Origin of the sequence: Lacisediminihabitans sp. H27-G8 (assembly GCF_046156175.1) — a bacterium.
Classification (GTDB): Bacteria; Actinomycetota; Actinomycetes; order Actinomycetales; family Microbacteriaceae; genus Lacisediminihabitans.
In genome coordinates this window covers 404,729-417,196 of sequence record NZ_JAYLVL010000003.1, presented here as the reverse complement: position 1 = coordinate 417,196, position 12,468 = coordinate 404,729, and the positions used below count along the sequence as shown (strand labels likewise).

Genomic DNA, 12,468 nt, shown 5'->3' with positions numbered 1-12,468 from the left:
CCGTCCCGCGTGGTAAGCTTTTCTACGTGCCGCGGGGTGGAGCAGTTCGGTAGCTCGCTGGGCTCATAACCCAGAGGTCGCAGGTTCAAATCCTGTCCCCGCAACAGAGGGTCATTCCGGAAATGCAGGTCGTAATTTCCGGATATTGATCGAAGAAGGACCGGGACGACTGAAGAGTCGTCCCGGCCCTTTTTTTGCGCCGTCAACTTGAGTGATCCCGGCGCTCACTCGCTGCCTTCTCTGGTTAAACAGCAATTCGGCCTGCGTTTGGGCAGGCCGAATTGTGTGGGTTCTTCGTAGGAATTGCGATCTGGACTAGGCGGTTTGCCTTGGCGGGCTTTCGCGGTCGGATTGAACCAGCGGCGCGCCGAGTGCGTCGTGCCGTCGCCTCGTTCTGTGCTTTGCGACTAGTCCTGAACTTGCGTCTTCGAGGCGGTGAGCCTCAGCTTTGAAGAAGGTTGCAATTCGTCTGAGATTGGATGTGACGACTGAGAATGTCAGAGTCAGGTAAAGCGCGGCGTATCCGCGTCCGGGACTGCTGTCGGTTTGATTGACTCCTGATTTGTGAGGATTTCGATTCTCACGAAAGGATGTTCAGTACGCCGAAAGCATTTCCCTTGGAGTTCCGTCGCGACGTTGTTGCCGTCGCCCGGAAGAACGAGACTCCGATCGCCCGGGTGGCGAAGGACTTTGGGATCTCCGAATCGTGTCTGCAACGCTGGTTGAAACTGGCCGATATTGAAGAGGGGAATCGGCCCGGGGTGACCCAGGCTGATGCGGCCGAGTTGCGGGAGGTGATTCGGCCTGGGTTTAGTTCCGTCTTTTGATCAAGGATGGAACTGATGGCTAAATACACTCCCGAGATGCGTCAGCGGGCTCTTCGGATGCTTGGCGAGCCGCGCGGGGACCACGCGAATCTGATGACCGCGATCCGGCACGTTGCGGGGTTGCTGGGCATGAGCCCTGAGACGTTGCGGATGTGGCAGCGCCGATACGAGGTCGACACGGGTGCAAGGCCCGGCGTCTCGACGGACATGGTCGAGGAGAACCGGCAGCTCAAGCGCGAGAACGCGGAGCTGAGGCGGGCGAACGAGATACTGAAGGCCGCGTCCGTGTTTTTCGCCAAGGAACTCGACCGTCCCGCGACGAAATGATCCAGTTCATCGATCAGATGAGGGATCAGTTCGGGGTCGAGGCCATCTGCCGGGTGCTGCGCCCGGCGGTTCGCGGGTTTCTCACCTCGCGCGGCTTCAGGGCCGCGAAGGCGCGCCCGGCCTCGGCACGCCACCTGCGAGACGAGCTGCTGGTTCCCGAGGTCGCTCGCCTGCACGCCGAGAACTACGGAGTCTACGGGCGCCGCAAGATGCACGCCCTGCTCAAACGGCAGGGCTGGGCGGTCGGCCGGGACCAGACCGAACGGCTGATGCGACTTGCGTCTGTTCAGGGGGCGCGGCGCTCGAAACGGGTATTCACCACCAAGCGGGATCCGGCTGCCCAGCTGCCGGCTGATCTCGTGCAACGTCGGTTCACCGCGACCGGCCCGCGCCGGCTCTGGGTCGCCGATGTGACCTATGTTGCGACGTGGTCCGGGTTCGCTTATGTCGCCTTCGTCACCGACGTTTACTCCCGCCGAATCGTGGGCTGGAACGTCGCTTCGACGTTGAAGGCCGACATCCTCCCGCTCCAAGCCCTCGACATGGCGGCCTGGGCAGCGGGCGGAAATCTCGACGGGCTCACGCACCATTCCGACCACGGGTCGAATTACATGGCCTTGGTTTACACGGACCGGATCGTGGAACTCGGCGCGACCCCCTCGACCGGAACCGTTGGCGACAGCTACGACAACGCCCTCGCCGAGGCCGTCAATGGGCTCTACAAAACCGAGCTCATCCGCAGGCAAGGGCCCTGGCGCACCGTCGAGCAGGTCGAGCTCGCGACCCTGGAATACGTGTGGTGGTGGAACAACCAACGCCTCCACGGCGAGCTCGAAATGCGCACCCCGCTCGAGGTCGAACACGAGTATTACGCTGACCAAGAAACCTCCCCGCTCGCGACCGCCAGACAGGGAACCAACTAGGAACTAAACCCAGGCCGAATCAAGGCGAAGAAACGGATCCGGCTGCTGGAGCAGGAGAACGAGATCCTGCGCCGGGCGGCCGCGTATCTGTCGCAGGCGTCGCTCCCAAAATGATGTTCCCGCTGGTCCTCGAACTGGCCGTCGATCGGAAGATTCCGGTCGCGGTGACCTGCCGGGTGCTGGGCTTCTCCAAACAGGCATACTTCGTCTGGCGGAGGAACCCGGTGTCGTCACGCGACTGGGGTAACGCCCACCTGATCAACGCCGCCCTCGCCATCCATGGCGACGAGCCCGGGTTCGGGTATCGGTTCATCGCGGACGAGATCGAGGCGGAGTCCGGCATTCCGGCATCGGAGCGGCGTGTGTGGCGGCTGTGTTCCCAGCAGAGGATCTGGTCGCATTTCTCGAAGAAACGCGGCCTGAACCGCAAAGCTGGCCCTCCTGTCCATGACGACCTCGTGCAACGCGACTTCACCGCGCAGCGGGCGAACCAGCTGTGGTTGACCGATATCACCGAGCATTGGACCGACGAGGGCAAGCTGTATTTGTGCGCGATCAAAGACCTGTGGTCGAACCGGATCATTGGTTACTCGATCGATTCGCGGATGACGGCGGAGCTCGCGGTGGCGGCGGTGCGCAACGCGGTCGCCCTCCGCGATGTCGACGGCACTGTCCTGCATTCGGACCGCGGATCGCAATTCCGGTCCAGGAAGTTCGTCGAGTTGCTGCGGCAGGAGGGCATCACCGGTTCGATGGGGCGGGTCGGCGCGTGCGGTGACAACGCCGCGATGGAGTCGTTCTTCGCGCTGCTGCAGAAGAACGTTCTCGACAAGAAGAAGTGGCGCACCCGGCAGGAACTTCGCCTCGCGATGGTGACCTGGATCGAGCGGACCTACCATCGCCGGCGCCGACAGCGAGGACTCGGCAGGCTCACCCCGATCGAGTTCGAGATAATCAATTCACAAGCCGCCCACGCGGCCTGAAACCCCAAACAAGACGAGTCAACTAAATCGTCAGCAGCCCCCTCCGCTGTCATGAGGGATGTCGGGCCAGCCACGCATCCCTGGGCGCACGAACAAGCCCTCGCTGAGTGTTCGCCCGAATTGTGTCGATCCGCAGCTAGGTGGAGTTATCAGTATGTGGCGGTGTTCTCTGACCGCTCGGCGCCGCGGTTAGGGTCGGGACAATCTTGGACCGTACCGGTTTCGAAAAGCTTTGGATACGAGACAGTGTGGCGCCGCAGATCGCCCGAAAGCCGAAAACAGAGGGCGACAAATCTTGAGTTGACCAGATCGACATCAGTCCCCTTCCTGTTCATCATGTTTCATCCTTTCTTCAACAACAGAGCGCAACCCGGGCGGATTCTGCAGTAGCCGCAGTGGCACGCTATTCGATCACACACTCGCATCGCGGAGGTCGATATCGAGGCCGGGACCTCGCTCAAGGATCGGCGTGTCAACCGGTGACGTCGCAAATGTAATAACGACGTGATGGCGAGGCGTTTTCCACCGTTACGCTGCATGCGCCCCTACCTCGAGTGGGTGGTGGTCTGGTTGGCCGGACCCACCACGAAAACCTTTACTTCTTTGTCGAACATGTCGGCAGCCTGCGGTTATGGCAGTCCAGATAGGTAGTGATTTGATATCTGGGCGGGCGTGAGGACCGAGTTGTAGAACGCGATCTCGTCGAGAGAGCCTTTGTAGTAGTTGGCTGCTGTGGCTATGCGCCCGAAATTGACTGACGCCGAGCTCGTCAACGAATTTGTGTTGGCGGTGCTTGTCGCTACCGACGAGCCATCGAGGTAGAGGATTATCTGCCCACCTGCCACTGCGCGAGTGAAAGCGACGTGGTGCCACAGTCCATCATTCTTGCCGGTCGGAGAGGCGATCGTGGTGTCAGGGTTTCCGATTCCGGCGAGAACTTGCCCGTTTGCGAGGAGAGAAATTCCGAAATCGTTCGCCACGCCGGTCACATCAGCGTCGACCAGTCCCGCTCCGCTGTTCCACTGGGCGCCCGAGCCGAGCCCCTGCGTGGACTTGAACCAGAATTCGATAGAAAATGAGTCGGCGATCTGTCGTGCTACCTGCCCGTAATCATTGACACCGTCGAAGGTCACCGCCGTGTTCGGATCGCCCGCGATGGCTCCGGCTGCTCCTAAGACCGGCCCGTTGAAGTATGTACCGTTGTTCGTGCCCACTCGATCGGATATTGACGTGCCGATATCGGCGAGACGCCAATAGTTGACGATGCCCGGAGTGCCGGCGACGATCGCCTGGTACGAGCGCGCCTTCACCTCGCTGGAGCTCGTCGTGACGATCTCATTTCCGAGCGAGTCGGAAAATCTGTACCTGAACTGGTAACAGGTGCCGGCGGCAATGGGAATGTTCTTCGTCGCTGCTCCCGTGGTAAGGACCGTGCCCGTATCGATCCAGCCTCCATAGACGCCACAGGTAGTGCCGTCGAGGGTTGAAGTTCGCTGTTCGAGGTAACGGTATCCGTTTACTGTCCCGGCCTGAGCATCTGAGATGGCGCCCACGGTGACCGCAATTGTTGTCGCAGACGTCGCACCGGTGGCGTAGCTGATTGCCCCGCCAGTCGGTCCGGTGCTGTCATTTGTAAAAGTGATGGTGGTGTTTCTGACGTTTCCTGAGACATCACGACCCGTGACAACATCTTTCGGGGCAGAGCTGCTGCCGGCGGCCCAGGTGAAAAGGTTCGAGGTAAACGGTCCACCTGTCGGTGCCGTGACCGTGGATGGCGTATGGCTCCATCCGGTGGTTGTGCCTGTAAGGGCGGCGGTCGATGCCGACGCGGCACCCGACCCGCTATCGACGACCGCGGTCTTCAGCGTCAGGGAGCCGGCGGCGACACCACGGTAATAGACGGTATTCCCGCTCTTTATCGAGTTGCCTGTCACGACGGTGCTCGTAATCGTCGTCGTTGGGGCCGTTGCATCCGAGGTTGCGGCCACACTTTTGGCGCTTTCCGCGCCAACCCAGTTAGTTCCGATGCGAGGGGTGATCGTGTAGGTCCATACGCCGTCAGGGACGTTCAATTCCGTGCAGGACAGCGCCGCTATTGTTCCTGCGCACGCCCCGGTTGCAGCGACTGCACCATTGGTGGAGTTGAATCTAGTGACCGCGTAGCCCCCTACCGCCACTCCGCTTGAGAGCGTGCTCGAAGCCCAACGCAGTGTGATGTCGTTCTGGGTGGCGACAGTAGCGCCGGGGGTGTTTCCCGCTCCCACGGTGGCGGCAACGGCTTGTCCAGACCCGGGTACGCCCGATGGGGCGCTCCAGTAGGCCGACGCGGAAACAGGAACGGTCATCACCGTGAGCATCAAACCGATTATCATCGCGGTGTAGAGGCGCGGGGGTCGGAAGGAAGGCTTTTTATCACTGCCGCTCACGGGCCGGCCACCAGGAATACCGTGATTGACGCGCCCTGGCAGGCATTGGGCGCTGAGACACCCATCGATATGGCGGAGTTAGCCGTAATGGGAAGCGACCCATTGGCCGGGATAACCCAGCCGGAGCCGGCGTTCGTTTGCGTTGTGAACGAAAGGGAAGAGGTCGCACAGCCGCCAGCGGGAGAATCGCCCGAGACGGTGAATCCACTGCTTCCCTGAGACGTGTCAAGAGAGAGTGACCCGATGCGCACGTCGGAAGGATTGGTGTTGGTGGCGACTGTAGCGACGGCGGAGGTTGCGCCCGGATACAGATTCGCGCCCGCTGTCGCAGGAGTAAGAGAAACGGTCGCCGATAGCGTCGCCGTCGCACCTGAGCCTGCGCCGGCGCCGCTGGCGGGCCAGAACGCGTACGCGGCGCCACCTGCGGAGGCGAGGGTGGCGATGACCGCAACCAGAATCACCGCGCCAGCACGAGCCGGTCGCGCTCCTCGAACTGTCCCTGCTTGCGTGAGCTCCTTCATCGGCTCTCCTCGCCAACGGCGTGGTAGCTCAAGCTGAGCGAGGCGTTGATGCAGCCGTCCTGATTGGACGACGTATTTAGCATCGCCACCCGAGGCAAATCCTGCGGTGCGATTCCGAGTTGGGAGAGCGTCGCCACCCGATGGGCAGCCAAGGCGGCCGTCACAGATGTCTGCTGCACATCAAAGTCCGAAGGAGAACAAGGAAATTCGTCCGACGATTGCGGGGCGTCCACCGCAACAACCGAGATCGTCAGTTGCTTGACGGTCAACGCGTGACCCGTCGTATTGGACAAGGTGAGATCAATACCGGAAGACACTCCAGGGCGGAGCGGGTCTGCCAGTAAACCGCTCAACACGAAATCCGTTTCGCCGGTATCCACGAGGTTGGACCCTTGCCCCGAAGATGTCACTTTCTGCTGGGAAAGTGACTGAATCCAGACCGAACAGAACACGACAATGAGCGCGACGAGGAACGCGAAGACATAGCGCCGGACCCGGATGCCACTGGTCGAAAGTTCAGTCATCGAATGCCACCTGTATTGTTCGCCCCGCCCAGGCACCCCCGCGAAAAGTTACACTCGTCGGGGCGCCCGAGGGCAGATTGCTCGACTAGTTGGAGGTGTAGGCGAAGTTAACAGTTGCGCCTTTGCAAGCATCCTGGTTCGCCGCGGGCTTGTTGTTGAACGCAATCGTTGCCCCGGTCCACGAACCCTGGGCTGTACCCGACGGTACCTGGGCGCCTACCGTCATCGTTGCTGCAGCGAGAGTGTAATCAGTGGCGTCGCACGTGCCGGCCGGGGCTCCTCCCGCTTTTGTGACGCTTGCGATCGATGCGGTGACCGAGGTGACGTATGTCGGACTGTCATTGGGGTTGGTGAAGTTGCCGGACAAGGTCTGCGCTGCACCACCTGGGCGAAGGTTAGTGATCGTGCTCGTCTGCACGACGGTAACTGCCGCGTTAGTGCCGGTCGCGCCCGTGCCGGTTCCAGTCCCGGTAGCTGTCCAGTACGCGAAGGCTGCTGCGCCGCCGCCTCCGACCAAAACAACGGTCACTATCGCTAATACAATTGATTTTCTGGATTTGGTACTCATGATGCTCCCCGTCGTCATGGGCACGCGTTACGACGGTGCCGTCGCAGCATCCCGCCCGCGCCAACCGGGGTTGGACAGACCCTGTTCAAACCTAGCTGCAGCAGGAGGTGAACGCAAACCCCTCTATTTGTGACGGCAAGATCTCTGACGTACGTTGCAGTCGAGGCGATCTGCCCATCTGAACGATGTTTCTCACCAAAGCGTCACACGAGCCCGTGAGCCGGACGATGAGCGGGCGCAATTTCGTGCCGCCATGAGAGAGCGACCGAGATCATTTTCGACCCGGAGGGTGCTCGGTAGGGGAAGGTCTATCGCTCATCAAACCGGGTTCTGGTCGAGGTCGTCGGTCGGGGTCAGGTCGACGAAATACTCCGGTTCTGCTGTCGCGTGTTCCGAATCGACCAATGGCGCGTCTGGAGAGTTCCGAAGTGCACCGCGTTCCGCTTCGCCATAGCCGACGATCTCGACCGTGACGGAGTCCAACCGGTAGACCTCAGCGCCCGGGCGCGGGTTCTGCGACGTGATGTAGAACAGACCAGGCGACGCGAGACTGCCGATCGATGGCCCGTCGGGATCGGGGTTAGCGAGTGAAACGCCAAACTCGGCAGCAATGTCCCGGCCGACGTGGAAGGGGAGCCCGACGACATCCGGCACGGTGACGCGATCAGCGAACCTCTCAGTCATGGCAACACGCTACTCGCCGCCCGCAATATCGACATCTTGCGATGTGTTCTACGAAACAAGTTCGCAAGCCGGACCTCCTGCGGACGCATCCTGAGCGCAAGAGGATGATGGATCCATGCCCGCTGCTCACCGTCCTGGTCTTCGGGTTGACTCGGGGCTGACGATTCCTGACTCCGAGCTGTCTTGGCGGTTTTCGCGGTCATCCGGCCCCGGTGGGCAAGGCGTGAACACTGCCGACTCCCGTGTAGAACTCGTGTGGGATACGGCAGGGTCTGTAGTTCTCACTGCATCCCAACGGGAGCTACTCCTAGAGCGTCTGAGCAGTCGCATTGTTGACGGAACGCTGACGATCGCGGCATCTGAGCACCGCGCGCAATTACGCAACAGGGAAGCTGCGCGCGCCCGGCTGGCCGCAATCGTGGCCGACGCCCTCTTACCGCCGTCACCGTCGCGACGACCGACGAAGCCGAGTCGCGGTGCCAGGAAAAGACGCTTGGAAGCGAAGAAACGGCGAACCGCCGTCAAGCGACTGCGTCGCCCTCCTCGCGACTAGAGCGACCGGTCAGTAGATGATGAGCAGGCTACTTTTCCGCCATCGCGAGAGTCCGCCGGAGACTACTTTTCGGCCCGATCAGTCGCCCGAATGGGGAACGATCAGCGGTCTGATGTCCCAGTTGTCGTCTCGGTGACATCCGTCGTGCTCGGTTCACGGGCTGGCCAGGTGACAAGCAAGAACGCTGCGAGGGGACCCAGGAACAGAGTCAGAAGAAACCATGTCCATGCTGATCGCTTTCGCGTGCGGGCATATCCGCCAGCGAGAATCGCGACAGTCAACCAGACGAGTCCGACGGCGGAATTGTCCCAAGTCATGCGGCGACCATAGCACGAGGATTCTTCACCGGATGTTTCGAGATATTGCTAGATCGAATTCCCGCAAACCGGACCTCGTACAGGCGCAGATCAGTCGAAATGAAGCACTCCCCTCCAGAGGCGCGGACCTCAAGGGCTTCTTTCGCATTGGGGTTGCTTCCCGCAAGGCGAATGAGTCCCGTTGCTCGACGAGTGTGAAACACGGCATCAGGTTCCTCATCCATCTCGACGAAGATCTCCACCCAGCGTCCGCGCGCGTACCCGTCCACCCAGCTGAGCACTTCGGTGACGTTCTCGACGTCGGTCAGCGCGAAAGCGTTCAAATTCCAGCCCCGCTCAGGAGACGCTCGTTCCCAAAAGTTCACCCGATAGGCAGGCGAGTCAACAGCCTCCTGCGATTCGGAATCGACTGTCTCGATGGGTCGCGTGAACATCACCCTCCGAGTCGACGCCCTGAATAGCACTACGCCAGTAACTCACTTGCGTCGACCGAAGTACGTTGTCGCATTCCTGCGGGCCGAACTTCTTCCAAATCGTGGAATTCTTGCTTTTCTTACGCGATCCGTCCTATTGACCTGCACGAGATCGATCTAGATCTCTGACGACGGATCGCGCGGTGAGCGCAGGATGCGGACCGTCCCCATGATCGCCACGACAAGGGAGGCGGCCACAAACAGCAAGCTCATCGCAACTGATGTTGCCAAGTCCGGCACGCCCGCCCACCAGGCGCGGTCGAGCAGAGGCTGATGCGTCTGAGCCGGGACCACCAAGAAAGCGACGATCACCGTGACGAGGGTGACGAGCGCAGCGGCAACCCGTGGGATCCATCGTGAGATCCGGCTTCCTCTCGGGCCCCGGAATGAAGCTGCCAGAAAAATCGCAGATCCCAACTGAAGCAGCGGGAGAACTACCATGATCACCGGTGCCGCCGCGACGATTGGCTCGACGACGCGAGGCGCAGATTGAGTGCCGACGATTGTGTGAAGGAGCCGTTCAGTGAAGTCGCCAAATCGTCCCGTGTCGGTGCCGAGCCCCGTGCTGCTGAGCACCACCACACCGAAACCGAGATCGGGTGAGAAGGCAAGGTAGGAGGTTTCGCGCGCAGTGTCGCCGTCGTGCTCGTAGATCAGCGGAAGTTGTGGGTCGTCGTAGTTCTTGTTGTAGTCGTGGAGTTGCCAAAACGAGCGGACGTACCACCCGCTGGCGTATTTGCTGTATTTGTTTACCGTGGTCAGCGGCGCCTGCGCAGCTGTGAGCACGGCCTGGTTGATGCCAGATCTTTTTCCCAGGTCCGCCAGTACGAGCCGGGCGAGGTCGGCGACGCTGGAGGTCGTATAGGCGCTTGGTGCACCCATTGGCCATCGCGGGCCGGGCGTCGTCGAGTCGATCGCCCCGAACCAGGTGTAGTGCCCCACGGCCAGACCGTGGGAGCGGGCAAGGGCTAAGTCGCTCGTTGTGGTGTTCAGCCCGAGCGGCCGAGTGACGAGAGTCCGCAGGGCATCTTCGAAAGGCTGTCCGGTTAAAGCCTCGATGATCGCGCCGAGCAGAGTGTAATTACCGTTCGAGTACACGAATTTCCGGCCAGGCGTCGCCTCCTGTGTGCTGGTCAACAGGTGAATCGTTTCCCTACGGAGGGAGGTGAAAGCCGGCGCAAGGTCGAATTCGTCGGCCGTGCCAGCGTTTGTGCTGATCCCAGACTGGTGACTCAGCAACTGACGTACCGTCACACCGCCCAACCGGCTCGTCTTTCCACCCAACGAACTCAACAGCTCACCCACCGTGTCATCGAGAGATAGCCTGCCTTGGGCGATGAGCTGCTGAACCGCAAGCCCAGTCAACTGCTTCGACGTTGAACCGAGCACGAATGGCGTATTCAGGGTAACGGCAGGGCCCTCGGGAGCGGCATCGCCATAGCCTCGCTCAAAAATAATCGACCGCTGAGAGATCACGACGACTGCAAGCCCCGACAGCTTCAAGTCGGCACGTTCTTTCTGCAAGAAACTATCGATCTCGGACGCGGTGGCCCACCCTGGAGACGATGTCTGGGCCCCGGAAGAGAGGCTGGCGTCCCCGCCGACCACCACAGTGGCCAAACCCAAAACTATGATCAGGCCTACGAATCCACGGACCGGTCGAGGCCGCACCCTGCTCGCTCGCATGCCGCGAGTCTAGTGAAGTGCATCAGAAGCGCACTAGAGAGTCACCCGGCCGAGACGACACCCAATCCGCTGAATAAACCGAAGTCTTTCACCGCAGCTCGACCAACCTGTGGGTCGCTGCCACGCTCGCACAGTTAGTCTCGCCAAGACACCTCTGCGGAAACTCGCCCGTCAGCTGAACCATCAGCGGGCCAATCCGGGTTGATCCGATCAACAGCCGAACACGCTGCTGCCGTCGCACAACGGAAACTAGAGCGGACGCTGGGTGACTCAGCATGAGAAATAATGATCGGGAAAATCGACGAGGCGCAATGGGCGACCGAAGTCGCCCTTGATATGGGCGCAATCCAAGCGGAGGATATTGCCAAAACTCGATCCTGAAACGGTGGCGTTGAGGAGGGCTTTATCTTGGATCAATCGGATTCGCTTGACGGTGGGGATTCGAGTCCCGCAAATTCTCAGATGTCAGTTGGAAGCTTCAGAGTTCACCAGGCGACAGGGATGGTGATAGCGCAGGCAGGAGTGTCCCCGGCTGAAGCTCTTCAAAGGCTGTGCTTCTATGCCGATGCTGTCGGCGCCCCGCTGGACGACGTGGCCCGGCAGGTTGTAGACCGCGCAATCTCATTCGCTTCGGTCGGCTACATGCCACATTGATCGCCCCACATGATCCTCGTCACCGGTCCCGAAATTAGCGCAAAGCTACTGGCTCTTTTCAGACAATGGCCGCGACGTGATCCAAATTGCGACGAGCGCGGCGCCGAATCCGACCATGAGGGCGGCGGCGTTGACAGAACCGGAGATGATGCCGATCGTCGAATCGTAGGTGACGAGGCGCACCAGCCCGACGATGATCGAGATGGCTCCGGTTGCGAGCAGGAGCAGGGGCATCCGCAGCGCACAACCGAGCGCGGCGAGACCTCCTAGTGCGACCAGCACGACTGCTTGCACGAGGTTGACCGAGACGAACTGCAGCGGCGTGTAGTGCAGCAGGGAGAACAGCGAACTGAGCGCGGTGAAGCCGGCGACGATCAGGCCGCGGGTACGCCAGGCGACTGAGCTGCGAACTGTGCTCCGGGTGGGTGTGGCGGCGCTCATGAAAACACCATCGCAATCCGAGCCGGCCGACCTTCGGCTAGCGACCATCGGGGTCTGAGTAGTCCATCGACGCCGGCGATCCGCCCGGCGGCGGTTGCCAGGATCACGAACTGCGCCGCGAACATCAGGTAGTAGCTCCACTGCCATTCCCCCGGTGTGTTCAGCACCGAAAGGGTGATGGCAATCGTCTGCAGGATGCCGATGGCCGCCCAGAAGCGGGTCAGAAGGCCCACGAGCAGAAACGCGCCGAGACAGAATTCCGCGATCAGCACAGCCCAGCCGAAGAGTGCGAAGTTGGGATAGATGACGTTCTGCACCAACCAGCTGAATGCCCCGAGCACCGGATGCTTCACCGCGTCTGCCGTGTACTGGTAGAGCCCATTATGGGCAGCCTGCCCGAAGTCGGGCGGACGCTTCCAGTTCACGTTCTGCAGCCACATCAACCCCACCGCGATCCGTACCGCCGCGAGAACTGCGCGGGTGGCGCGCCCCGTCTCGATCTGGTTGACATCCCTCTCACGGGCGGTCGCTGGCGTTTCGGTAGTTGTCATGGCGTTCTGG

General features: G+C 61.0%; 11 protein-coding genes, 1 tRNA gene and 2 pseudogenes. 6 read left to right on the top strand and 8 right to left on the bottom strand.

Annotation, left to right across the window (positions count from 1 at the left end):
- Nucleotides 1–30 precede the first annotated feature (30 nt).
- The 4 genes and pseudogenes from VLI63_RS11335 to VLI63_RS11320 form a co-directional block, all read left to right on the top strand.
- A tRNA-Met gene (locus tag VLI63_RS11335) sits at nucleotides 31–104 on the top strand.
- 486 nt (nucleotides 105–590) lie between these two features.
- Nucleotides 591–794 (top strand): annotated as a pseudogene (locus VLI63_RS11330) (transposase); the annotation flags it as partial.
- A 39-nt stretch (nucleotides 795–833) separates the two neighbouring features.
- Nucleotides 834–2,077 (top strand): IS3 family transposase gene (locus VLI63_RS11325; RefSeq protein WP_409156958.1). Its coding sequence is split into 2 segments (ribosomal slippage): nucleotides 834–1,125 and nucleotides 1,125–2,077, totalling 1,245 coding nucleotides; the frame shifts between segments, so codons are not numbered across the junction.
- Between the two features lie 21 nt (nucleotides 2,078–2,098).
- Nucleotides 2,099–3,060, top strand: a pseudogene (locus tag VLI63_RS11320) (IS3 family transposase); the annotation flags it as partial.
- A 629-nt stretch (nucleotides 3,061–3,689) separates the two neighbouring features.
- On the opposite strand, the gene VLI63_RS11315 reads toward VLI63_RS11320, so the two are convergent.
- From VLI63_RS11315 to VLI63_RS11300, 4 genes are all read right to left on the bottom strand, one after another.
- Nucleotides 3,690–5,486 (bottom strand): LamG domain-containing protein, encoded by a 1,797-nt coding sequence (locus VLI63_RS11315; protein WP_409156957.1) that lies wholly within the window; start codon nucleotides 5,484–5,486, stop codon nucleotides 3,690–3,692.
- Between the two features lie 517 nt (nucleotides 5,487–6,003).
- A complete protein-coding gene (locus VLI63_RS11310) occupies nucleotides 6,004–6,531 on the bottom strand; it encodes a hypothetical protein (protein ID WP_409156956.1) in 528 nt (175 codons plus the stop codon).
- A gap of 85 nt (nucleotides 6,532–6,616) precedes the next feature.
- Complete coding sequence (locus VLI63_RS11305) at nucleotides 6,617–7,099, bottom strand: hypothetical protein (protein ID WP_409156955.1); 483 nt, start codon at nucleotides 7,097–7,099, stop codon at nucleotides 6,617–6,619.
- A gap of 318 nt (nucleotides 7,100–7,417) precedes the next feature.
- On the bottom strand, nucleotides 7,418–7,783 hold the full coding sequence (locus VLI63_RS11300) for a PASTA domain-containing protein (RefSeq protein ID WP_409156954.1): 366 nt from the start codon (nucleotides 7,781–7,783) through the stop codon (nucleotides 7,418–7,420).
- Nucleotides 7,784–7,898: 115 nt separating this feature from the next.
- Here VLI63_RS11300 and arfB point away from each other — a divergent pair, with 115 nt between their 5' ends.
- A complete protein-coding gene (gene arfB, locus VLI63_RS11295; RefSeq protein ID WP_409156953.1) occupies nucleotides 7,899–8,336 on the top strand; it encodes an alternative ribosome rescue aminoacyl-tRNA hydrolase ArfB in 438 nt (145 codons plus the stop codon).
- A 313-nt stretch (nucleotides 8,337–8,649) separates the two neighbouring features.
- On the opposite strand, the gene VLI63_RS11290 is transcribed toward arfB, so the two are convergent.
- On the bottom strand, nucleotides 8,650–9,090 hold the full coding sequence (locus VLI63_RS11290) for a hypothetical protein (RefSeq protein ID WP_409156952.1): 441 nt from the start codon (nucleotides 9,088–9,090) through the stop codon (nucleotides 8,650–8,652).
- A 153-nt stretch (nucleotides 9,091–9,243) separates the two neighbouring features.
- The gene (locus tag VLI63_RS11285) at nucleotides 9,244–10,737 is read right to left on the bottom strand and encodes a serine hydrolase domain-containing protein (RefSeq protein WP_409157242.1); all 1,494 of its coding nucleotides are present in this window, start codon (nucleotides 10,735–10,737) and stop codon (nucleotides 9,244–9,246) included.
- 537 nt (nucleotides 10,738–11,274) lie between these two features.
- On the opposite strand from VLI63_RS11285, the gene VLI63_RS11280 reads away from it, so the two are divergent.
- A complete protein-coding gene (locus tag VLI63_RS11280; protein ID WP_409156951.1) occupies nucleotides 11,275–11,466 on the top strand; it encodes an ANTAR domain-containing protein in 192 nt (63 codons plus the stop codon).
- Between the two features lie 45 nt (nucleotides 11,467–11,511).
- Here the strand turns inward: VLI63_RS11280 and VLI63_RS11275 are convergent, their stop codons facing one another.
- On the bottom strand, nucleotides 11,512–11,907 hold the full coding sequence (locus tag VLI63_RS11275) for a hypothetical protein (protein WP_409156950.1): 396 nt from the start codon (nucleotides 11,905–11,907) through the stop codon (nucleotides 11,512–11,514).
- On the bottom strand, nucleotides 11,904–12,458 hold the full coding sequence (locus tag VLI63_RS11270; protein WP_409156949.1) for a DoxX family protein: 555 nt from the start codon (nucleotides 12,456–12,458) through the stop codon (nucleotides 11,904–11,906). Before VLI63_RS11270 ends, VLI63_RS11275 begins: the two co-directional genes overlap by 4 nt.
- Nucleotides 12,459–12,468 lie beyond the last annotated feature (10 nt).